General features: G+C 59.3%; 18 protein-coding genes. 12 read left to right on the forward strand and 6 right to left on the reverse strand.

Annotated elements, in window-relative coordinates; translation table 11 throughout:
* The first annotated feature begins 29 nt into the window (after positions 1-29).
* Entirely contained in the window at positions 30-641 is a 612-nt protein-coding gene (locus ACU680_RS06305) for a dTMP kinase (protein ID WP_448178965.1), read from the forward strand.
* A gap of 184 nt (positions 642-825) precedes the next feature.
* On the opposite strand, the gene ACU680_RS06310 is transcribed toward ACU680_RS06305, so the two are convergent.
* From ACU680_RS06310 to ACU680_RS06325, 4 genes are all read right to left on the reverse strand, one after another.
* The gene (locus ACU680_RS06310) at positions 826-1,341 is read right to left on the reverse strand and encodes a cupin domain-containing protein (RefSeq protein ID WP_448178966.1); all 516 of its coding nucleotides are present in this window, start codon (positions 1,339-1,341) and stop codon (positions 826-828) included.
* 140 nt (positions 1,342-1,481) lie between these two features.
* Complete coding sequence (locus tag ACU680_RS06315; RefSeq protein ID WP_448178967.1) at positions 1,482-2,591, reverse strand: alpha-xenorhabdolysin family binary toxin subunit B; 1,110 nt, start codon at positions 2,589-2,591, stop codon at positions 1,482-1,484.
* A complete protein-coding gene (locus tag ACU680_RS06320) occupies positions 2,554-3,753 on the reverse strand; it encodes an alpha-xenorhabdolysin family binary toxin subunit A (protein WP_448178968.1) in 1,200 nt (399 codons plus the stop codon). Before ACU680_RS06320 ends, ACU680_RS06315 begins: the two co-directional genes overlap by 38 nt.
* Positions 3,754-3,976: 223 nt before the next feature.
* Positions 3,977-4,897: a helix-turn-helix domain-containing protein gene (locus tag ACU680_RS06325; RefSeq protein WP_448178969.1), complete on the reverse strand. Its 921-nt coding sequence runs from the start codon at positions 4,895-4,897 to the stop codon at positions 3,977-3,979.
* Positions 4,898-5,058: 161 nt separating this feature from the next.
* On the opposite strand from ACU680_RS06325, the gene ACU680_RS06330 reads away from it, so the two are divergent.
* The 5 genes from ACU680_RS06330 (at position 5,059) to ACU680_RS06350 (ending at position 11,380) form a co-directional block, all read left to right on the forward strand.
* Positions 5,059-6,417: a glutamine synthetase family protein gene (locus tag ACU680_RS06330; protein ID WP_247267595.1), complete on the forward strand. Its 1,359-nt coding sequence runs from the start codon at positions 5,059-5,061 to the stop codon at positions 6,415-6,417.
* A gap of 156 nt (positions 6,418-6,573) precedes the next feature.
* On the forward strand, positions 6,574-7,662 hold the full coding sequence (locus ACU680_RS06335; protein ID WP_448178970.1) for a polyamine ABC transporter substrate-binding protein: 1,089 nt from the start codon (positions 6,574-6,576) through the stop codon (positions 7,660-7,662).
* The gene (locus tag ACU680_RS06340) at positions 7,659-8,960 is read left to right on the forward strand and encodes an NAD(P)/FAD-dependent oxidoreductase (RefSeq protein WP_448178971.1); all 1,302 of its coding nucleotides are present in this window, start codon (positions 7,659-7,661) and stop codon (positions 8,958-8,960) included. The genes ACU680_RS06335 and ACU680_RS06340 overlap by 4 nt, the downstream gene beginning before the upstream one ends.
* Before the next feature lie 196 nt (positions 8,961-9,156).
* Entirely contained in the window at positions 9,157-10,812 is a 1,656-nt protein-coding gene (locus ACU680_RS06345) for a PqiB family protein (protein WP_448178972.1), read from the forward strand.
* Positions 10,813-10,828: 16 nt separating this feature from the next.
* Positions 10,829-11,380, forward strand: coding sequence for a PqiC family protein (locus ACU680_RS06350; RefSeq protein ID WP_448178973.1), 552 nt, complete (start codon positions 10,829-10,831; stop codon positions 11,378-11,380).
* On the opposite strand, the gene ACU680_RS06355 is transcribed toward ACU680_RS06350, so the two are convergent.
* Complete coding sequence (locus tag ACU680_RS06355; protein WP_448178974.1) at positions 11,338-12,648, reverse strand: sensor histidine kinase; 1,311 nt, start codon at positions 12,646-12,648, stop codon at positions 11,338-11,340. The two genes, ACU680_RS06350 and ACU680_RS06355, sit on opposite strands and share 43 nt — an antisense overlap.
* A 313-nt stretch (positions 12,649-12,961) precedes the next feature.
* On the opposite strand from ACU680_RS06355, the gene pmrG reads away from it, so the two are divergent.
* From pmrG to ACU680_RS06385, 6 genes are all read left to right on the forward strand, one after another.
* The gene (gene pmrG / locus ACU680_RS06360; RefSeq protein WP_448178975.1) at positions 12,962-13,642 is read left to right on the forward strand and encodes a lipopolysaccharide core heptose(II)-phosphate phosphatase PmrG; all 681 of its coding nucleotides are present in this window, start codon (positions 12,962-12,964) and stop codon (positions 13,640-13,642) included.
* Between the two features lie 294 nt (positions 13,643-13,936).
* Positions 13,937-15,658 carry a lipid IV(A) 4-amino-4-deoxy-L-arabinosyltransferase gene (gene arnT, locus ACU680_RS06365; protein WP_448178976.1) on the forward strand — a complete coding sequence of 574 codons (1,722 nt, stop codon included), beginning with the start codon at positions 13,937-13,939 and terminating at the stop codon, positions 15,656-15,658.
* The gene (locus ACU680_RS06370) at positions 15,655-17,172 is read left to right on the forward strand and encodes an ArnT family glycosyltransferase (protein ID WP_448178977.1); all 1,518 of its coding nucleotides are present in this window, start codon (positions 15,655-15,657) and stop codon (positions 17,170-17,172) included. The genes arnT and ACU680_RS06370 overlap by 4 nt, the downstream gene beginning before the upstream one ends.
* Before the next feature lie 186 nt (positions 17,173-17,358).
* Entirely contained in the window at positions 17,359-18,372 is a 1,014-nt protein-coding gene (locus ACU680_RS06375) for an iron ABC transporter substrate-binding protein (RefSeq protein WP_448178978.1), read from the forward strand.
* Positions 18,373-18,375: 3 nt separating this feature from the next.
* Positions 18,376-19,968 carry an ABC transporter permease gene (locus ACU680_RS06380; protein ID WP_448178979.1) on the forward strand — a complete coding sequence of 531 codons (1,593 nt, stop codon included), beginning with the start codon at positions 18,376-18,378 and terminating at the stop codon, positions 19,966-19,968.
* Entirely contained in the window at positions 19,965-21,023 is a 1,059-nt protein-coding gene (locus ACU680_RS06385) for an ABC transporter ATP-binding protein (RefSeq protein ID WP_367084552.1), read from the forward strand. Before ACU680_RS06380 ends, ACU680_RS06385 begins: the two co-directional genes overlap by 4 nt.
* Here ACU680_RS06385 and ACU680_RS06390 read toward each other — a convergent pair whose 3' ends face one another.
* On the reverse strand, positions 21,024-21,914 hold the full coding sequence (locus ACU680_RS06390) for a site-specific integrase (RefSeq protein ID WP_027611947.1): 891 nt from the start codon (positions 21,912-21,914) through the stop codon (positions 21,024-21,026). It lies immediately after the preceding gene.
* Positions 21,915-22,083: the final 169 nt, after the last annotated feature.

A 22,083-nucleotide genomic window follows, 5' to 3' on the forward strand; every position in this document is an offset into this window, starting at 1 on the left:
GGCCCTCCACAAACATGGTTATGTGAACAATGAATCATCCGCTGTTTGTTTCTCTGGATGGGCCCAAAGGCACCGGCAAAACCACGCTGTTGGAGGCCGTTACGACGGCACTGAGGGCCGGCAACAAGAAAGTCATCCGGCTGTGCGAGAGAAAAAGCGATCCTTTCCGGGGTGAAACCATGGCCCTGATCAACGCGCTTGCCAGAAATCCTTCCGAGGATCTGGAATGGGCTGTGTGCCAGCGCCTGGCTGAAAGTCGGCGCTGGATTTCCGGAAACGTGCTGACGGAGCAGCCGCTGGACAGCATCATCCTCATCGATCGCTGGTATCCGTCAGATGCCGCGTTTCGCCGAACTATCCCGTTTGCCGAGATTCTCCAGTTGAACCTGGATCGAGACGTGCGAGTGCCGGACCTGCATGTTGGCGTCGTCACCGATCCGGATATTTCATGGACAAGGGCTGCGACACGAGCGCGAGGATTGGGCGGCACTGTGATTCAGAAGTACGCAGAGCATGTGGCGTGTACAGAGATGTTCGAGCAAGCGGTCAAGGAGCACGGTTGGGTTCTGTGCCGTAATGAGGGAACCATCGAAGACGCTACGATGCAGGTGGTTTCTGAGATTTATAGGGTGCTGGGGTGATTGTTGAAGTGAGAGAGACATTGGTGCAGGAAGGCGCGTAGCGTAATACACGGTTTAACATAATATACATTACACGTAACAAGATGTTTCAAGATCAACCCGGTTGCACGCCACATTTCAATCCAGAACCTCACTCTGAAACCTCTCGTTTCACGACCTTCACATTGCTTTGAATTCCTAAACCTCAATCATCATCCCGCGTGAGCTTCTCAATCAGCATCCGGTGCTGTGGAAATCGCGCAATCAGTTGCCGTCGATCACCCATCTCCATGTCCACAAAATCAAATCCCGGCGACACGGCTTCACTGATCAAACCAAATCCATGTTCTCCATTCAGCAGGCGCGAAGCTTTCCAGATTCCGCCAGGCACGTGCATTTGCAGATGTTGTCCCGCCAGAATGTCGTTGCCCATTACCAGCGTTTCCAGCGAGCCGTCAGCGTGGATCAAGCTGTACTCGATGGGATCGCCCAGATGGTAGAAATGCAGAATGTCCGATTGATTGAAATGAAACTGGCCCACCGGCGAATCTTCAGTCAGCAAGTAATAGATCGAAGTCATCAGGTAACGTGGGCCACCGGCGGTTTGCAACATGGCGCGTTGATCAGCTTGAAAAGTCCGGCGGAAATAGCCACCTTCTACATGAGGCTGCAGGTCCAGCCTGGCAATCACGTCCCTGACATCTGTCTTGCCTCGATTCATCGTCTGCTCCGTTGATTCGCAGGTCAATTCACTGATAGCTCTACTAAACGGCTATTTAGTGGAGTTAAAAGACGATAGCAGCTCAATCGCCGAATTTTGCAACAAGCGCGATCAATCAATTGATTAATCGCGCCCCGTCCTTAACTGATCATCATCGCGTTGTAGTCAGCGCTCAATGACTGCAGATGATCACGATACCGCTTGACCATCAAAGACAGATCCCCCGGCGCGTAATCCGTCTCCGTGAGTCGTTCAAGTGCCACGGCAAAACCTCTCCAGATATTAGCCACTGTCATGATTTCCTCACCGGCCACCCTGCGTCGGCGGCTGATTTCGACGACCGCATTGGCATCCGCCAGCACATCTTCAGCCACTTGCAGATCGGCGTTAAGAGCGTCCATTGCTTGGGAAATGCTCTGGATCTCCTTGTCCAGATGATCGCGTGACTTCGCCAGTTCGCTGTACTTGATGCCGTCCGACACCACGCCCAAGACCTTGCGCACCAGTTCAATGCCCTGCTTCACCGCTTCCTTTTTCGGGTTTTCCATGTCGAGGCTGTCGAGTTCCTTGTTCGTCGGAATGTAGTTCTTGTACATATCCGCCAGGTTGAATTCGCGAATTACATCCTGGGCCTTGATCAAGGTGTCGCGCTGCTCAACGCACGTTGCCTTGTTATGGCTGTGCTCATTCAGATGCGTCAGGATCCGCGCCTTGCGCTCCTTGGCGACATTGAGTGGTTCACTGGCTCGCTCGCCTATTTCGACGTTGTAGACACTGCGCACATCCTGTTCCAGACGCTGCGCACACTCGGCAAATCGCGCCTCGACACGTTCGAGCATCGCTTCGACATTACTTTTCAGGTTGCGGATTTCGCCGTTGACCAGGCTGCGATCTTCGTCAGTCAGATCGTCGCGGCTCAAGGCATCGCGCAATTCATCCAGCGCAGCGAAATAGTTGTCGCCGGATGCATTACTCAGTGCAGTAAGCAGGATCGGAAAAGCTTCGCGTAATGATTGATCAGTGTTGTTCAGGTACGCGGCGACTTGCTGCGCGCGCTCTTGTAAAACTTCGGACCGAACGTTGCGAAAACGCGCCAGCGTCGAGATATCGCGAATGGTCTGCACAATGTTCTTAACGTCGACCGTCGGGAAATGCGGGGTATTGATAGGTGTCACGCCGTTCATGGCAATAATCCTCACAGCAGATAAGTAATCAGTTGAACGATTTTTTGTATTCGTCCAGCGCTTCATTGAAGGTAGCCACCAACTCACCGGCGGTGCTCTTCACGTCACGCCACGGGTCGATCACCAGCGCGAAATCGGCAACAAACGTGGTCAGGCGCTGGGCATCGTTGATGCGTTCGAATTGCTGCGCCGACGAATCGATTTTGCTGAGCATGGTTTGCCACATGGTGTTGAGGATGTTCAGCGCCGCCTCTGCGCCCGCCATGCGGATGCCGATGTCGCCGAAATTCGACATCGAGCTTTCAATTGCGCTTTGCAGGCTTTCCTTGCCGCTGACACTTTCTTGTAACGCATCGACCTCAGCCTTCAGTGCGTTGCGCTCCTTGCGCGCAGTCTCGGCCTTGGGGCCGAAGATCGAACCGGAAATCGGCCAGAAAATCGGCAGTCCACCAGAAAAAGACATACCGACGTAATAGTCGTAATCCTTGTCCAACTGGGTGATTCGTTCTTTCTTCTCCTTGATGGTCTGCCTGGTACTGGCGATCGACTCGACCAGGTTGTTGCGCTCCATCAGGTCGTACTTGCCCTTCACTTCCGACTGCAAACCGAACACCCGCTTGCCGCTCGACAAATCGCCACCCGAGAGTTCGATCTTGAAGTTGGAAATGCGATCCTTGAGTTCCCGCGTGGCGCCTTGCTGGCGCCGAACATCGGTCTTCATCAACTTGATGATTTCAGTCACCGCCGAGGCTACTTCACCATCGTCCGAGGTGTAAGTAATATCGGCCAGATCATTGCCGGTCATTCGCCCCAACGTAGCCCTGACCCGATCCATGATGGGCATTTCCTTGATCACCGAAATGATTTCCCCGCCACTGCTGACGATGTTTTTCGCCGCCGAGGAAAGATCGATACTTTGCTGAATGATCTTGCTTTCAACCGCATCCCAACTCGAGGCATGAATGCGGATCTTTTTGAACAACACCTGAATGTCGGCCGGCTCCAGCCCCGCTACGTTGATCGTCTTGTACTTCAGATACGACTCGACTTCCGGCAATTCACTGGGCAGTGACAGGCCTTTTTTCACGTACTGCTTGATCTTGATCACGTCTTCTCTGGTCAACAATCCGGCGTCGCGCGCAACGCCCGGGTATTGTCCGGAGATAAGGTGAAGTACCGCCTGCGGGAGGTTGTTACTGCTTTCCGAGTCTTTCAGTGGAACAGCCATCTTGATTGCCTCTATTCATGAAGGCCGATGCAATCGTTGCACCGACCCGCAGAAAGCTAGATGACGTTTTTGATTGACTCAAAGCGTTGGAATGAATCGTTAAACACAGCGCAAATGGCTGATTACACTGCGTTTTATAAAGAATAATGGCGTGTATGAAACATTGCGCTACACATGTCGGAAGTGCCTGACAGGCAACGCTTACAAATTCATCAGAAAATACTCAACGCAGTGCGTTTGATTTGTCCGAACGCTTGAGTGTTTCACTCGGCAGCTCTTTGAACAGCGCCCGGTAACTGCTGGAAAACCGCCCCAGATGCCAGAATGACCACTGCATCGCCACCTCGGCCACGGTGGTTTCCGTGGGCCCGCGCTTGAGCAATTCGCGGTGTGCACTGTTCAGTCGGCGCAGGCGCAGCCAGTGGCTCGGGGTCATCCCGGTATAGGCTTTGAACGCCTGCTGCAATTGTCGCAAAGGCACCCCTGCGACCTTCGCAAGTTCGAGCAGATTGACGGTGTCTTCCGGCGAATCCGCTGCCCACTCCCCTACTCGCTTCATGATCGTGCGTTCTTCGCTACGCCGCTGTAATCCGCCGCGATCAAGACGGGTGTGTGCGTTGTCGAGGATGAACAGGCAGTCTTCGAGTAACTGCTGAGTCAGTGAGTCTTTATCAAACGGATCAACAGCTTGCGACAACTTCGTGAGTGTTGAGCTTAACCAGCGACTGAACAGGGCGTTCTGTCCGCAGTTCAGCGGCGCCATGAACAATCCCTCGAGTCTCGCCACCTCCAGACCGTGCTGACGGACGAATTCCGGGCCGAACACCACGGCGATTTCCTGGTAGTTCTCCGGGGTGATCCAGATGTTGCGGCTGTCTTCGTTGAGCAGATACAGCGCGTTGTCGCTGCGATCGAAACAGAAGGCCAAGGCCCCCGATGGCGCGCTGAACGTCTGCTCGACGCGAGTGTTCATCTGTTCTTCGTAGACCTGCACACCCTCCAGGTCCAGATAGCGAATCTGCCCGGCGAAATGCCCGGGAGACATCTGCTGGTAATGCTGAACCCAACCCGGCGTGGCGCGGATCTGTTCGCTGACATCAGCGGTATTGAAAGCCTGAACCTGTAGCGGATTACACGTTGTCATGGGAGACCTTGCGCACTCTTTTGGTGCGCTTTGGTGCTGCTTAAAGTGGATAGATGGAACGGCAAGGCACGCCCAAGATAGTCGTCAACGCGCCACAGGGGAAGGGGCGGAAGATGAAACCCGCCCTCCCCGGCGTCTATAAAACCAATAACGAGGTCTTTATGAATGCCCCTTTCGATCAGCTGTTCACGTGGCTGAAAGATCACAAGATTACCGAAGTTGAATGTGTGGTCAGCGACCTGACCGGCATCGCCCGCGGCAAGATCGCACCGACCAACAAGTTCCTGCATGAGCGAGGCATGCGCCTGCCGGAAAGTGTGCTGCTGCAAACGGTAACCGGGGATTTTGTCGACGACGACATCTACTACGACCTGCTCGACCCGGCCGACATCGACATGGTCTGCAAACCGGTGAGCGACGCCGTGTATGTGATTCCATGGGCGATCGAACCGACCGCCATCGTCATCCACGACACCTTCGACAAGTTCGGCAACCCGATCGAGCTGTCGCCGCGCAACGTGCTGAAGAAAGTCCTGCAGCTGTACACCGACAAGGGCTGGAAGCCAATCGTGGCGCCGGAAATGGAGTTCTACCTGACTCAGCGCTGCGAAGATCCGGACCTGCCACTCAAGGCACCCCTGGGACGTTCGGGCCGTGCCGAAAGCGGTCGGCAATCGTTCTCGATCGATGCCGCCAACGAATTCGATCCGCTGTTCGAAGACGTCTACGACTGGTGCGAGCTGCAAGGTCTGGATCTGGACACGCTGATCCATGAAGACGGCCCGGCGCAGATGGAAATCAACTTCCGGCACGGCGACGCCCTGGATCTGGCCGACCAGATCACCGTGTTCAAACGCACCCTGCGCGAAGCGGCGCTCAAGCACAACGTCACCGCCACGTTCATGGCCAAACCGATTGGCGACGAACCTGGCAGCGCCATGCACCTGCACCAGAGCGTCGTGGAAATCGCCACCGGCAAGCCGATCTTCGCCGATGCCGACGGCACGATGAGCGAGCTGTTCCGCCATCACATCGGCGGCCTGCAGAAGTACATTCCGAAAGTGCTGCCGATGTTTGCGCCGAACGTCAACTCGTTCCGCCGCTTCCTGCCGGACACCTCGGCACCGGTCAACGTCGAGTGGGGCGAAGAAAACCGCACCGTCGGCCTGCGCGTGCCGACCTCCGGGCCGGAAGCCATGCGCGTGGAAAACCGCCTGCCGGGCGCCGATGCCAACCCGTACCTGGCGATCGCCGCGAGCCTGCTGTGTGGCTACATCGGCATGGTCGAAGGCATCGAGCCGAGTGCCGCCGTCGAAGGCCGCGCCTACGAACGCCGCAACCTGCGCCTGCCGATCACCATCGAAGACGCGCTGACGCAAATGGAAGAGTGCGACACCGTTGCCCGATACCTGGGCAACAAGTTCGTGCGCGGCTACGTCGCGGTCAAACGCGCCGAGCATGAAAACTTCAAGCGCGTGATCAGTTCGTGGGAGCGCGAGTTCCTGCTGCTGAGCGTCTGACCAACAACCACAAACCCTGTGGGAGCTGGCTTGCCAGCGATTACGTCGGCACAGTCGACATCACTATCGACTGACCCACCGCTATCGCTGGCAAGCCAGCTCCCACAAGGGGCCGTGCTCACCCGAAAAACTCCAATAACTCCAAGAGGTGTCGATATGCGTCTATTGAAATCCATGGTTCCCGCCGCCCTGGCGCTGTTGTGCAGCGCCGCCGCCCTGGCCCAGCCACAGGTCAGTGTCTACAACTGGACCGACTACATCGGTGAAACCACCCTCGCCGACTTCCAGGCCAAGACCGGGATCAAGGTGATCTACGACGTGTTCGATTCCAACGAGACCCTGGAAGGCAAGCTGCTCGCGGGCCGTACCGGCTACGACGTGGTGGTGCCATCCAACCACTTCCTCGCGCGTCAGGTGAAGGCCGGGGCGTTCCTCAAACTCGATCGCGAGCAGTTGCCGAACTGGAAAAATCTCGATCCCAAGCTGCTTGAACTACTCGAGAAGAACGACCCGGGCAACCAGCACTCGGTGCCGTACCTGTGGGGCACCAACGGCATCGGCTACAACGTCGACAAGGTCAAGGCTGTGCTCGGCATCGATCACATTGACTCCTGGGCCGTGCTGTTCGAGCCGGAGAATCTGAAGAAACTCACCCAGTGCGGCGTGTCGATGATGGACTCGGCGGACGAAGTGTTCCCGGCGATCCTCAACTACATGGGCATGGACCCACGCAGCGAAAACCCGGAAGACTATAAAAAGGCCGAAGCGAAACTGCTGAGCATTCGCCCGTACATCACCTATTTCCACTCCTCGAAATACGTTTCCGACCTAGCCAATGGCGACATCTGCGTAGCCTTCGGCTACTCCGGCGATGTGTTCCAGGCGGCCAACCGCGCCAAGGAAGCCAAGAACGGGGTGAACATCGCTTACGCGATTCCGAAGGAAGGCGCCAACCTGTGGTTCGACCTGCTGGCAATCCCGGCCGACGCCAGCAACACCAAGGAAGCTCACGCCTTCATCAATTACCTGCTCGATCCGCAAGTGATCGCCAAGGTCAGCGCGTCGGTCGGTTACGCCAACCCGAACCCGGCCGCCAAGCAGTACATGGATCAGGCGCTGGTGAACAATCCCGAGGTCTACCCGTCGCAGGCGGTGCTGGACAAGCTCTACATCTCCTCTACCCCGCCCCAGTCGATCATGCGTCTGATGACCCGGTCCTGGAGCAAAGTGAAGTCGAACAAATGAATCAGTACACGCAAGAACACGCCCGCTCCTATTACGCCGCTTCGGCGCGGGCCAGCACGCCTTGGCCGACACTCGACGGTGATCTCAGCGCCGATGTCTGCGTGATCGGCGGCGGGTTCACCGGGGTCAACACTGCCATCGAACTGGCCCAGCGCGGGCTGTCGGTGGTGTTGATCGAAGCCCGGCGCATCGGTTGGGGCGCCAGCGGGCGCAATGGCGGTCAATTGATTCGCGGTATCGGTCATGAGGTCGAAGGCTTTGCCCGTTACGTCGGCAATGACGGCGTGCGTTACTTGCAGCGCGCCGGCATCGACTCGGTGGAACTGGTGCGCCAGCGCATCACCGAGAACGCCATCGAGTGCGACTTGCGCTGGGGCTTCTGTGAGCTGGCCAACACCCCCGCACAGTTCGCTGCGTTCAAGGACGAACAGGTCAGCCTCGACGAACTCGGCTATCAACATCAGACCCGGCTGGTCGGCCCGGAGCAGATCCGCCAGCAAGTGGTCAACGCCGATGGCTACGCGGGTGGTCTGATCGACATGGGTTCCGGCCATCTGCACCCGCTGGATCTGGTGCAAGGCGAAGCGCGCCTGGCAGCGTCCCTCGGCGTGCGTATTTTCGAGCAAAGCCCGGTGCTGCAGATCATTCATGGCGAAACCGTCAAAGTGCGTTGCGCCAGCGGCAGCGTTCGCGCTGGCAGTCTAGTGCTTGGTTGCAACGCGCATCTGGATGAACTCGAACAGCAACTCAGCGGCAAGGTACTGCCCGCCGGCAGTTACATCATCGCCACCGAGCCGCTGTCCGAGGAGCGCGCCGCGCAATTGATCCCGCACAACCTCGCGTTGTGCGACCAGAAAGTCGGCCTCGACTACTACCGGCTCTCGGCGGACCGCCGCCTGCTGTTTGGCGGAGCCTGTCACTATTCCGGCCGCGATCCGGCGGACATCGCCGCCTACATGCGGCCAAAGATGCTCAAGGTCTTCCCGCAACTGGCGAACGTCAGCATCGACTATCAATGGGGCGGCAAGATCGGCATCACCGCCAACCGTTTCCCGCAGGTTGGCCGACTCAAGCAGCAGCCCAACGTGTTTTACGCTCAGGGTTATTCCGGTCACGGCCTCAACGTCACGCACTGGTGCGCCAAACTGCTGGGCGAGGCAATCCACGCCGGCCACAGTCAGGGCATGGACGTGTTCAGCGCGGTGCCGCACATGACCTTCCCCGGCGGCCCGGCCCTGCGTTCGCCGCTGCTGGCACTGGGCATGTTCTGGTATCGCCTGCGCGAAATCCTCGGATAACCCCCGCCCTGTAGGAGCTGCCGCAGGCTGCGATCTTTTGATCTTGATTTTTAAGGTCAAAAGATCGCAGCCTGCGGCAGCTCGTACACAAATTCACGTAATCCCGTGAATTTGCTCTATCGCCAAGCACTTCTATATTGATGAGGTGCTTTTGCGTTCCTGACGCTCAGCATCCACAAAACCGAGGAGGACATGGATGAAGTCGTCAGCCGCCGATGAGCCACGAGCACCGGGCCAAGCGCCGATCAAGACGCGACGCTTCAGTATTTCACTGGTGTGGATCGTGCCGATCGTCGCGGTGCTGGTCGGTATTTCGCTGGTGGTGCACAACCTGTTGCAGGAAGGCCCGACCATCGTCGTCAACTTCAAGACCGGCAGCGGCCTGACCGCCAACAAGACCGAGGTCAAATACCGCAACGTGGTGATCGGTCAGGTGACGGATGTTGAGTTGAGCGGCGATCAGAAGAGCGTCGACGCCACGATCAAACTGGCCAAGCAGGCCGAAACCTTTACCCGCGAAGACTCGCACTTCTGGGTCGTGCGTCCGCGCATCGGTGCCGGTGGCGTGTCGGGCATCGACACCCTGCTCTCCGGCGACTACATCGGTGCCGATATCGGCCAATCCGACAGCCGCGCGAAACACTTCAAGGGCCTGGAGAACCCACCGCCGATCACCTACGGCGAACCGGGCAAGCGCTTCATGCTGCACGCGCCGGATCTCGGTTCGCTGGACATCGGTTCGCCGGTTTACTACCGCAAGATTCCGGTCGGTCAGGTGGTGACCTACACCCTCAATCCCGAGGGCAAAGGCGTGGACATCGAGGTGTTCATTCACTCGCCGAACGACGCGTTCGTCACCGAAAACACCCGGTTCTGGAACGCCAGCGGCATTGACATCAATGTCGGCGCCAACGGCTTTGCGGTGAAGACCGAATCGCTGTCGACCATGCTGGTCGGCGGCATCGCCTTCCGTGCGCCGGATTACAGCCCCAACGACGTGGCCGCCGCCGACGACAAGGACTTCGAACTGTTCGCCGATCAGCAAACCGCCCTCGCCCCGCCCAATGGCAAGGCGCAATACATGGTGCTGCGTTTTGACCAGTCGCTGCGCGGGCTCAAGGTCGATGCGCCGGTCGAATTCCTCGGCATGGAGATCGGCCGGGTCGTGGGCATCAACCTGGATTTCGATGCGAAAAAACGCAGCTTCCCGCTCAACGTCGGTATCGTCATTTACCCGCAACGCCTCGGCCAGGCCTACAAGAAAATGCTCACCGAATTCAAGCATGATCCCAACGACGAAGCCGCCGGCATTCGCCTGTTGGGCACCTTTGTCGATAACGGCCTGCGCGCCCAGGCCCGCAGCGGCAATCTGCTGACCGGACAGTTGTACATCGCGCTGGATTTCTTCCCGAAAGCCGAGAAAGTTGCGTTCGACGCGACGCTCCGGCCGGTGGTCTTGCCAACCGTGCCCGGCAGCCTCGAACAGTTGCAGGAAAAACTCGAAGCCGTGGTCGACAAACTCAACAAATTGCCGGTCGAACGAATTGCCGGCAACCTCGACAGCAACCTCGTCGAGCTGCGCAAAGGCCTGACCCAGTTCAACGCGAAAACCCTGCCGAGCGTGCAGACCACCCTGGCCGACGTCAGCAAGACCTTGCAGTCCGCCAGTTCGACCCTGGCCGAAGATTCGCCGCAGCGCGAAAAGCTCACCGAGACCCTCGACGAACTCGGGCGCATGTCGCGTTCGCTGCGTGAGCTGTCGGATTATCTCGGTCGCCATCCGGAATCGCTGATTCGCGGTCGCCCCGACAACGCCGCGCCGCTGGATCTGAAAGGACCGCCACGCAATTGAGCACAGGAGCTATCCCATGGCTTTACCGCTGAAGATCACCGTGCTCGCTGCGTTCATGCTGCTTGGCGCCTGCCGCAGCGAGCCGATCAGCTTTCACACCCTGACTCCGGTGCAACTGCCGGCATCCCGGGCCGGCGCGCAGATTCCGATCGAGGGGATCAGCGTGCCGCCACAAGTCGATCGCCCGCAAATCGTCATCCGTCAGGGCAACAATGGCCTGGCGATTCTGGAAACCCAGTGGTGGGGAGCGAGTCTGGCGGATGAGTTGCGCAGCGCCTTGAACGATCAACTGAGCAATACCGGCAGTCGCGGCAATGTCTCGGTGCGCATCGATGTGCAGCGTTTCGACTCGATCCCCGGCCAGTACGGGCTGATCGACGTCAAGTGGCGTCTGCGCCCCAGCGGTGCGGCGGACAATGCGCTGCTGACCTGCCATTCAACCTTGCAAACAGCGTCCGGCCCGAGCATCGACGAGCTGGTGGCGGCGCAACAGAACAACGTCAAACGCCTGGCTGCCCTGATCAATCAGGCGGCGGGCAATTCTCGCGCCTGCCCGTCGGCCTCCTGAGTCGCCAACAGCGTGACGGTGAAACGGCAGCCGTTCGGTTCGCGAGTCACCAACTGAACCTGCCAGCGCTGATGGCTGCAGATCCGCTGCACCAGCGACAACCCCAGCCCGAGGCCTTCACCGCGCTGTTCGTCACCGCGCACGAATGGCTGGAACATCGCGTGGCGTTTCTCTTCCGGAATACCGATGCCGCTGTCCTCGACCACGAAACTGTCCTTGAGCAGGGTCAAGCGGACAAAGCCCTGATCGGTGTAGTGCCAGGCATTGCGCAACAGATTGCCCATCACCGACTGCAAGAACGTCAGGTCATAACGCGCGGTGCCCGCCAGTTGTGGCTCGTAGATAAACTCCAGACCCTTTTCCCGAATCAGTCGCCCCCAGATTTCCACCTGGGCGTCGGCGATAGATTTGAGTGTGCAAGTGGATTCGGTGCCAAGCTCTTCCGGCTTGCGCGCCAGCATCAAGAAGGTTTCGACCAGTTGGCGCATCTCAGCGCTGGCCCGGGCGATGCGTGTGACCTGTTGGGTGGAACGCTGATCCAGCGAGGGGTTGGCCAGCAACAGCTCGCAGGAGCTGGCCAGAATCATCAACGGTGTGCGCAGTTCATGACTGACATCACTGGTGAAGAGTTTTTCGCGGTTCAGGGTTTCGCGTAACCGGCCGAGTGTCTGGTCAAAAGACAGCGCCAGCTCTCCTACTTCATCATCGGCGTAGTCCGGATGCAGGGCCGGCGCCAACGCGATCAACTGATCACGATGCCGCACCTGCCCTGCCAGGCGAATCACCGGCGCCATGACCTGCCGCGCCAGCAGCCTGCCGAGCGCGACCGCCAGCATGACACTGAGGATGAACCCGACAATCACCACCACGAACAGCAAGTGCTCGCGCTGTTCCAAGCTTTCCTGATTGCGCAGCAGCACATATTTGCGACCGCCGACCGCCTCGACCATCGCGTAGAAGTCATCGCCGTTGAAGGTGATCTCCTGAAACCCCTGGGGCAATGCTGCCAGTTGTGGCGTCAGCGCCATGGCCCCCGGGCCGCTCTCGAAAAAAAACAGTTCGCTCTTTTCCGGCTCGTGGCGCCACTCGTTGATGTCGTCCATTGCCAACAAGCGGCGCAATCCGCCGCTGAGGGCGGTCATGGTCAACTTGTGCTCGACGACATGCACCGTGGCCACAATGCCCATCGCGAAGACACCGGCCACCACCGCGCTCATCAGGGCGAACACAATCACAATCCGATTGGCGAGGCTTTGCTTGAGGTCCATCCGGTTCAATCACTCCAGGGCTGATGCCAGGGCCGCAAGGGGCGGCGCGACGACGTTGACCAATATTCGCAGCTTCGCCTTGCCCGGCGTTGTTGTTAAGTGTTTAAAACAAACAAAACGTGTATTTGAGTTTGTTTATCAAATAGCCGTTTTAGTTAAAACACGCCGGACCTCGCAAATTTTTCACATGTTCTTCACTGCACTGCCACGACTCTGAACGTAGTGTTCAGCAGCCATTCAAGTAGACCACCGTAAAGTAACTAACCTCCTGGAGCTTACGTTGCACTGTGCGTGTACTGAGTGGAACTCGGGAATGACAAGGGGCAACGTCGTGGTTGAATTAGTACACGTACAATCAGCGTCCAGGCGATGGGATCTGTCTCGTCCGCGCACCTGGGCAATCATTGCTGTCGGTTTGCTGTTGATTACACTGATTTGCGGCTTCGTCTGGATGCAACGCTCGCCCGCCAACCTGCGCTATGCCAGTGCGTCGGCTACCCAGGAGTGGGTGAAGGCCTGGCAGGCCGGTGAGGTTGTCGCACTGGTGCGACATACCGAACGTTGCGACCGCTCGACCAATACTTGTCTGGGGCCGGCGGACGGTATCACCCAGGCTGGCAGCATTGCTGCAGCCGACGTCGGCCGCGGCTTTACGCAACTGGGCCTGGAAAAGACCCAGTTCTTCAGCAGCCCGTTGACGCGCACCCTGCAGACTGCGCACTACATGCTCGGCCACGATGCCGTGGCGGCGGAATGGCTGGAAACCTGTGGCCCGACAATGCGCAATGAATTGGTGGCACACAAGACCCCGGGACAGAACATGATTCTGGTAACCCACAGCGGCTGCATCGCCGATTTCGAACGGCAAACCGGTTACCCACGCGCGGTCGCCGCCGAATATGGCAGCACTGTTTTAGCCCGGATAGATGCGCAAGGAAAACTTGAAGTCATCGGCATCATGAATCCCGAAGGCTGGCAACGATTGGCCAAGTAATCATCAAACTTAGTCGACAACAAACGGCCCGGCCAATGCTCTGGCACAAGGTATTGCCGTGTATGAAATTTGTAATAAGAAATGTTTTTTACTTTCCAGAACTGGAAAAAATTAATTTTAAAGCTTGTCTTCCCAAGGAGAACTTAACGCTGGAAGCAGACCCGTTCTCTGAATGCAGGACACGCCCATTGGCCGTGCTCGCCTCTGCATTCATTCAACCCAGTGCCGCGCCTGCAACGGAAATTGCCAGGCCGTCACTGAAACGCACACTTTGTACTGCACCAAGGTCCAGTCATGACGTCTGAGAACAAACCGCTGCATCATGCGGCGTTGAATTTGCCGCGCCTCCACCAGAGCAGCCTGATCGAACGCTTCGCGATCCCCGGTCTGGTGCTGGCATTCGTGGTGTTTTATCTGCTGCCGCTGATGACCCACGGCCTGTGGATTCCCGATGAAACCCGTTACGGCCAGATCAGCCAGGAAATGCTGCAGAGCGGCAACTGGGTGGCGCCGCACTTCATGGGCATTCGCTACTTCGAAAAACCGATTGCCGGCTACTGGATGATCGCCATCGGCCAGGCCATCTTCGGTGAAAACCTGTTCGGCGTGCGCATCGCCTCGGCGCTCAGCTCCGGGGTTAGCGTGTGGCTGGCCTGGCTGCTGGCCCGGCGCCTGTGGAACAACCCGCGAATCAGCGCCGCGTGTGCCCTCCTTTATATGAGCTTCGGCCTGATCGCAGGGCAAGCCGGCTATGCCAACCTCGATCCGCAGTTCACCCTGTGGGTCAACCTGAGTCTGGTGGCGATCTGGTTTGCCATCGACAGCAACACCCCGCGCGCGCGCCTGGTTGGCTGGGCTTTGTTGGGATTCGCTTGTGGCATGGGCCTAATGACCAAAGGTTTCCTCGCCTTGATGCTGCCGGTGCTGATCGCCCTGCCCTACATGATCTGGCAACGGCGTTTCGGTGAGTTGGTGCGTTATGGGCTGGTTGCCGTTGCAGTGGCCGCGCTGGTCAGCGTGCCATGGGCTCTGGCCGTACATGCGCGTGAACCGGATTTCTGGCGATTCTTCTTCTGGCATGAACACATCCGCCGCTTCGCCGCCGGCGAAGACGCACAGCACGCACGACCATGGTGGTTCTACCTGCCGCTGCTGTTTGCGGCCACCTTGCCATGGGCAATGCTGTTGCCTTCGACGCTGCTGCGTACCTGGCGGGAAAAGCGCGATCCGAAAATCGCCTTCCTCGCCTTGTGGTTCCTCCTGCCGCTGGCATTTTTCAGCGCGAGCAGCGGCAAACTGCCGACCTATATCATGCCGTGCCTGCTGCCGTTGGCCTTGCTGATGGGACACACGCTGGCGGGCTGGCTCGAACGCCAGAACGGCCGCGTCTTGCGCATCAACGGTGTGGTCAACGTAGTGCTGGCCATTGCCGCACTGGTCGCGCTGATCTACCTGCAAGCGACCCGTGAAGTTTACGAACACACGGAAATGTTCAGCCTGTCGCTGGGCTATATCGTGCTGCTCGGCTGGCTGATTGCCGGTTCACTGCAAGCCTTGCGCCCGCTGGCGCTGTGGGCGATGCCGGCGTTGGGCATCGGCCTGCTCGTCGCGCTGCTGCCAGCGGCGATGCCGGCGACCATCGTCAACAGTAAAATGCCGGATCAGTTCATTGCCGAACATCAGCAGGAACTGAGCGAAACCAGCTCGTTGCTGAGTAACGACCTGGGCGCTGCGTCCGCGCTGTCCTGGCGTTTGCGTCGTCCGCAAGTCGACCTGTTCAACACCGTTGGCGAGCTGAAATACGGCCTCGATGACCCGGCCATGGCGTCACGCAAGGTCAGCCTCGACGGCGTAGGCGAATGGATGACCGAAGCGCGCAAAAAAGGCTCGGTGGGCGTGGTGATGCGCGTCAACAGCACCTCTGACGAGCAACAACTGGAGCTGTTGCCGATAGACGGCAAGCACTACCGCCGTGGCCAGATCGAAATCCTCATCTTCAGCCAGAGCCAGCCATGACCCGGACTAGGACTGAACGGAGGCAATTGCTGCTTCTGCTGGCGGCGACTGCCCTGCTGTTATTGCTCGGTCTGGGCAGTCGCGAGCTGTGGGGGCCGGAAACCCGCTGGGCCAATATCGCCTTGCAGATGCTGCAAAGCGGCGACTATTTCGATCCCTATCTCAAAGGCAGTCCTTATTACGACAAACCGCTGCTGTCGTACTGGCTGATCACCGCGACCTCCTGGTTCACCGGCGGACTGGGGCATTGGTCGTTGCGCCTGTCATCGGTGATTTCCGCGTGGTTCAGCGTGTGGCTGGTGTATCTGCTCGGCGAGCAACTGTTTCGCAAAGGCACCGGGCTGATCGCCGGCTGGATGCTGGCGACCACGTTCTACTTCGTGTTCTGGGCGCGGGTGGCCACCGCCGACATTCTCACCGTCTGCGGTGTGCTGGCGGCCGTCTGGTGGTATTGGCGCGGCCCGGATGACACCCGCTTCTGGCGCTACGTGGTGTTCTTCGGCCTGCTGTCGCTGACATCGCTGTTCAAGGGCCTGATCGGTTTCATCCTGCCGGGGCTGGTGTTGCTGCCACACCTGCTCAGCGAACACCGCTGGAAACGCCACCTGAACCTGCGACTGTTCGGCGCGCTGTTGATCGCCGGGGCGTTTTACATGGCGCCGTTCCTGTTGTCTCACCTCTACGGTGCGCCCAACTACGAACAAAGCGGCCTCGGCCTGGTGCTGCGTGAAAACGTGGTGCGGTTTTTCCAGCCGTTCGATCAGTTCGGGCCGATTTACACCTACCTGATCTACCTGCCGGTCTACACCCTGCCCTGGGCGCCGTGCTGGTTGATTGCCTTGTGGGTGGCCGCGCGCAACTGGAAGCACATCGAACCGGATACCCGCTGGCTGATTCAAGGCCTTGCACTGCTGATGCTGTTCTTCACCGCCAGTGGCAGTCGCCGCAGCTATTACGTGTTGCCGCTGGTGCCCTTCGCGCAATTGCTGGGTGCCTGGTGGGTGACCCGGCGCATGGCCGCCCGCAACAGCGAAGGCCGTGGGCTGAAGATCGGCTTCGCTGTCACCACTGTGTTGCTCGCCGCGGTACTGGGTGTGCTTTACCCGTGGACCAACAGCGGCGGCGGTGTCATCCGCTTCGGCGAGCAGGTTCGCGAGCAGGCCAGTCAGCAGGCACCGTTGAATCAATGGCGCATGGTCATGATCGAGGTCGACAACAAAGTACCGATGTACCTGCAAACCGGCGGTACACCGTTCTACTACGTGCCGGAAACGATCGCGGACTTCCCGCACAATGGCGACACCGCGACGCTGATCGCCTGGCTGGAAAGGACCAGCGGGGAACATTGGGATCCGCAACGCACGATTTTCGTCGCGCAATACCGTTCCGGTGACGCCGTGCCACTCGATGCGCTGAAGGCTGATCATCAGGTCATCACCACCACCCCGACCCGTGGCGAACAGGTATTCCACGGGCGTGCAGACCAGAGCGTGGCTTACATTCCCCACTCCTGAGCAATGACGTTAAGACAAAAGGAGAGAGTCGCGGTAAATTTGAATGGCAATGACAAGTATTAACGGCTTCTTTGACGTTTTTTTCTCATTTGCCACCCTACATTGCCGCGACTCGACACTTGCAAATCGTTCGCATTGTTTCCTGCGAGGGTTTGCTCATAACGTCTAAAAACAGGAGCTGCCCGAATGAATCCACGCTTTCCATCCTTCTTCAAGCGCGCATTGCTGGCCACTGCGTTGCTCGGCACCGGGCAGGCTTTTGCCGCCGATTCGGTGGGTCTGGTGGTCTACAACGCGCAGCATGAAACCCTGACCAAGGCCTGGGTGGCAGGGTTCACCGAGGAAACCGGAATCCCGGTGACCATTCGCAACGGCGATGATACCGAGATGGGCAACCAACTGGTGCAGGAGGGCGCCGCCTCGCCGGCAGACGTATTCCTCACCGAAAACTCGCCGGCGATGGTGCTGGTGGACAACGCCAAACTGTTCGCCCCATTGGCGCCGACAACCCTTGAGCAAGTCGATTCCGCCTACCGTCCGGCCCACGGCAATTGGGTCGGCATCGCCGCCCGTTCCACCGTGTTCGTCTACAACCCGAGCAAGCTGACTGAAAAAGACCTGCCCAAATCCCTGCTCGACCTCGCCACCCCGGCCTGGAAAGGCCGTTGGGCCGCCTCCCCGGCCGGCGCCGACTTCCAGGCGATCGTCGCCGCTGTCCTGCAACAGAAAGGTGAAGCTGCCACCCTGGAATGGCTCAAGGGCATGAAGACCAACGCCACTATCTATCGCGGCAACAGTGCGGTGCTCAAAGCGGTGAACGCCGGACAGATCGACAGCGGCGTGATCTACCACTATTACAGCTTCGTCGATCAGTCCAAGACCGGCGAGAACAGCAAAAACACCAAGCTGTACTACTTCAAACATCAGGATCCGGGCGCGTTCGTCAGTACCTCCGGCGCCGGCGTGCTGGCCTCGAGCAAGCATCAGGATGAAGCGCAGAAGTTCGTCGAATACATCACCGGCAAGCAAGGTCAGGAGGTGCTCAAAACCGGCACCTCGTTCGAATACGCCGTGGGTAAAGACGCGCCGTCCAATCCGAAGCTGACCCCGCTGAAAACCCTCGACGCGCCGAAAGTCGATGCGTCGACCCTCGACAGCAAAAAAGCCGTCGAGCTGATGACCCAGGCCGGATTGCTCTGAGTGATGCCCGACACCTTGCCTGCACCGGCCGTTGCGACGGCCGCCGCCAGCCTCCACCCGCCCCGCACACTCGCCGGGCGAGGCAGCTCGTGGGTGGTGAGCTCGGCGGTGCTGGTGTCGTTGTTGTCCCTGCTGCCGATTGCATTCGTGATCGGTGTGGCGTGGTACACCGGCTGGGCGACCATCGAAGCCCTGATCTTTCGCCCGCGTGTCGGCGAATTGCTGATCAACACTGTGCTGCTGGTGTTGATCACCCTGCCGCTGTGCATCGTGCTCGGAACTACCCTGGCCTGGCTGACCGAACGCAGCAATCTGCCCGGCCGACGCTTGTGGTCAGTGCTGGCGGTCGCGCCGCTGGCGGTGCCGGCGTTCGTCCACAGTTATGCGTGGGTCAGCCTGGTTCCGTCGATCCATGGTCTGCCAGCCGGTGTGCTGGTGTCAGTGATCGCCTATTTCCCGTTTCTGTATTTGCCGATTGCCGCGACCTTGCGCCGTCTCGATCCGGCAATTGAAGACGTCGCGCAATCCTTGGGACTCAAGCCTTGGGCGGTGTTCTTTCGGGTGGTGTTGCCACAACTGCGCCTGGCAATCTGCGGTGGCGCGTTGTTGGTAGGTCTGCATTTGCTGGCCGAGTACGGCTTGTACGCGATGATCCGTTTCGACACCTTCACCACGGCGATCTTCGATCAGTTCAAATCGACCTTCAACGGCCCGGCCGCCAACATGCTCGCCGGGGTTCTGGCGCTGTGCTGTCTGGCGATGCTCACCGCCGAATCTGCCGCCCGTGGCAACGCCCGCTATGCACGAGTCGGTTCCGGCAGTGCCCGGGATCAGCGCAGCGTGCAACTGGGCCGAGGCGTGACAACCCTGGCTTTATTGCTGCAAACCCTGACCTGCCTGCTCGCGCTCGGTGTGCCGTTGCTCACGCTGGGCCGCTGGCTGGTGGCCGGTGGCGTGCAGGTCTGGCAAGGTGACGAGTTGCTGCCGGCGTTGCTGCAGACCTTGTCCTACGGAGTGGCCGGCGCGTTGCTGACCAGTGTCGCGGCGATTCCCATCGCGTGGCTGTCGATCCGCTCCCCCGGCAAACTGCAGCGCTTGCTGGAAGGCTGCAACTACATCACCAGTTCGCTGCCCGGCATTGTCGTCGCGTTGGCGTTGGTCACCGTGACCATTCATTTCGCCCGGCCGATTTACCAGACCACCATCACCGTGCTGCTGGCCTACCTGCTGATGTTCTTGCCGCGGGCGCTGGTCAGCCTGCGCGCCGGTTTCGCTCAGGCCCCGGTCGAGCTGGAAAACATTGCGCAAAGCCTTGGCCGCTCGCCGTTGCGCGCATTGTGGCTGATCACCGTGCGCCTGGCGGCCCCCGGCGCGGCGGCAGGTGCGGCACTGGTGTTCCTGGCAATCACCAATGAACTGACCGCGACCCTGCTGCTGGCGCCCAACGGCACGCGCACCCTCGCCACCGGTTTCTGGGCGATGACCAGCGAAATCGATTACGCCGCCGCAGCGCCCTACGCGTTCTTGATGATCCTGCTTTCACTGCCGCTGACGGCCATTCTCTATCACCAATCCAGGCGTACCGCTGGCCGATGAACGCTCTCGAACTGCTCAACCTCAGTAAAACCTTCGGCGCGCAGAAGGCGCTCGATGACGTCAGCCTCAACGTGCCGACCGGCAGCCGCACGGTCATCGTCGGCCCCTCCGGTTCCGGCAAGACCACGCTGCTGCGGATGATCGCCGGGTTCGAGTTTCCCGACAGCGGCAGCCTCACCCTCAACGGCCAGACGCTGGTCGACCGCAGCCACGCAGTGCCGGCCTATCAACGGCAGATCGGCTACGTCCCGCAGGACGGTGCGTTGTTCCCGCACATGACGGTGGCGGCGAACATCGGTTTTGGCCTGGCGCTGACCGGTGCCGCGCGCCATCAACGCATTCAGGAATTGATGGACAGCGTCGCCCTCGATGCCAACATGGCCAACCGTTGGCCCCACGAATTGTCCGGTGGCCAGCAACAGCGGGTCTCGCTGGCCCGTGCTCTGGCGCAACAGCCACGGCTGATGCTGCTCGACGAGCCGTTCTCCGCCCTCGACACCGGTTTGCGCAGTGCCATGCGCAAAATGGTCGCGCGCCTGCTCGAAGACGCTGGCGTCACCACCATTCTGGTGACCCACGATCAGAGCGAGGCATTGTCGTTTGCCGATCAATTGGCGGTGATGCGCAGCGGCCGGCTGGTGCAGTCCGGGCATCCGATGGATCTCTACCGCTATCCGCAGGATGAACAGACCGCGCACTTTCTCGGCGAAGCGGTGGTCCTGCCCGCGCGAATCGAGGCGGGTTGGGCGCATTGCGATCTGGGTCAGGTGGCGGTGAACAGCAACGGCTTCAGCGGCGCCGCGCAGATCATGCTGCGCCCCGAGCAATTGCAGATCGCCGAAGGGGCATCTGACAGTCAAGGCTGCCCTGCGCTGGTCACCGACCGCGACTTTGCCGGCAACACCTGCACCCTGACCGTTGAACTGAGCTCATCCGCGACTCAGGATCCGGCCCGTTCGATTCTGGTGCGCAGCTCCGGCATGCACGCGCCGCCCGCCGGCAGCGCGGTGCAGCTGTCGGTACTCGGTGCGGCGCATGTGTTTGGCCTGAACTGATCAGAGATCGAAGCGATCCACCGCCCGCCGCCGCTCGTTGTCATCGCGCACATCGTAGTTGGCGGTGGTCTGGATGTTGCTGTGATGCGCCAGTTTCTGCGCGATCGACAGGTCGTGCTCCTCGATCACCCGAGTGATGAACGAGCGACGGAAATCGTGGGGCATGATCTTCACCCCGACCTGCGTGCCGCGCTGACGGGCGATGTAGTAAATCGCATGCTTGGTGATGCGCTCACGGGTGATGTGGCTGCCACGGCGAATACGGTTGAACAGGAAGGCATCGTCGCTCTCGCCTTCCTTGAGCTGTGAACGGCGCAGTTCGAGCCACGCATCGAGCTTGCTGAACGCCCATGCCGGTGCGTACTTGATCAACTGTTTGTTGCCCTTGGCGGTGACGCACAGGCTGCGTTCGCTGAAGTCGACCTGATTCAGATCCAGGTCCACCGATTCCGACTTGCGCATGCCGGTGCCGTACAGCAACGCGATGATTGCCGCATCACGCAGGCCCTGCGGGCGTGGATCGGCGGCGCAGACTTCCATCAATTCGTGAATCAGCGTGCGCTTGAGATTGCGCCCCTGGGACAGCCGCGTGCCGGCGATGCCCTTGACCGAACGCATCTTCAACAGATGTTCCTGGCTGATCAGACTCATGCGCCAGGCCTCATTCATGACGCCGCGTACCGCATTCACATACAACGAAGAAGTGTTCGGTGCGTAGTTGTCTGCGCGTAATGCAGCGACCAGCGCTACAACATCTTCCGGTTGCAAGGCATGCCAGGGAATCTCTTCGACATTCATGTCTTCAAAGCCCAGGCGATCGGCCGCATCTTGCAGCACGTAACGCATGGTCAATTGGCTGGAGGGCGCCAAACGCGCGAGGTACAGGCTCATCGGGTTGGTTTTTGGAGCGTCGGGGGTTGCAGCAACTAAATCAATCAAACGTTAAACCTTGAGTAAAAAATGTACAGCACTACAACAACTAACAAATGCAATGTACTTGAAGTAAAGAAGGTACTTGAGCGGCACTGTCCGACAAAAAACTGCGATGGACGGCAGAAGC

This window comes from Pseudomonas sp. LF020 (genome assembly GCF_053456425.1).

Bases quoted from the DNA above. Each gene is read 5' to 3' on its own strand.
- ACU680_RS06305 (WP_448178965.1), top strand. From the start codon at position 30: ATGAATCATCCGCTGTTTGTTTCTCTGGATGGGCCCAAAGGCACCGGC.
- ACU680_RS06310 (WP_448178966.1), bottom strand. From the start codon at position 1,341: ATGAATCGAGGCAAGACAGATGTCAGGGACGTGATTGCCAGGCTGGAC.
- ACU680_RS06315 (WP_448178967.1), bottom strand. From the start codon at position 2,591: ATGAAGCGCTGGACGAATACAAAAAATCGTTCAACTGATTACTTATCT.
- ACU680_RS06320 (WP_448178968.1), bottom strand. From the start codon at position 3,753: ATGGCTGTTCCACTGAAAGACTCGGAAAGCAGTAACAACCTCCCGCAG.
- ACU680_RS06325 (WP_448178969.1), bottom strand. From the start codon at position 4,897: ATGACAACGTGTAATCCGCTACAGGTTCAGGCTTTCAATACCGCTGAT.
- ACU680_RS06330 (WP_247267595.1), top strand. From the start codon at position 5,059: ATGAATGCCCCTTTCGATCAGCTGTTCACGTGGCTGAAAGATCACAAG.
- ACU680_RS06335 (WP_448178970.1), top strand. From the start codon at position 6,574: ATGCGTCTATTGAAATCCATGGTTCCCGCCGCCCTGGCGCTGTTGTGC.
- ACU680_RS06340 (WP_448178971.1), top strand. From the start codon at position 7,659: ATGAATCAGTACACGCAAGAACACGCCCGCTCCTATTACGCCGCTTCG.
- ACU680_RS06345 (WP_448178972.1), top strand. From the start codon at position 9,157: ATGAAGTCGTCAGCCGCCGATGAGCCACGAGCACCGGGCCAAGCGCCG.
- ACU680_RS06350 (WP_448178973.1), top strand. From the start codon at position 10,829: ATGGCTTTACCGCTGAAGATCACCGTGCTCGCTGCGTTCATGCTGCTT.
- ACU680_RS06355 (WP_448178974.1), bottom strand. From the start codon at position 12,648: ATGGACCTCAAGCAAAGCCTCGCCAATCGGATTGTGATTGTGTTCGCC.
- pmrG (WP_448178975.1), top strand. From the start codon at position 12,962: ATGACAAGGGGCAACGTCGTGGTTGAATTAGTACACGTACAATCAGCG.
- arnT (WP_448178976.1), top strand. From the start codon at position 13,937: ATGACGTCTGAGAACAAACCGCTGCATCATGCGGCGTTGAATTTGCCG.
- ACU680_RS06370 (WP_448178977.1), top strand. From the start codon at position 15,655: ATGACCCGGACTAGGACTGAACGGAGGCAATTGCTGCTTCTGCTGGCG.
- ACU680_RS06375 (WP_448178978.1), top strand. From the start codon at position 17,359: ATGAATCCACGCTTTCCATCCTTCTTCAAGCGCGCATTGCTGGCCACT.
- ACU680_RS06380 (WP_448178979.1), top strand. From the start codon at position 18,376: ATGCCCGACACCTTGCCTGCACCGGCCGTTGCGACGGCCGCCGCCAGC.
- ACU680_RS06385 (WP_367084552.1), top strand. From the start codon at position 19,965: ATGAACGCTCTCGAACTGCTCAACCTCAGTAAAACCTTCGGCGCGCAG.
- ACU680_RS06390 (WP_027611947.1), bottom strand. From the start codon at position 21,914: ATGAGCCTGTACCTCGCGCGTTTGGCGCCCTCCAGCCAATTGACCATG.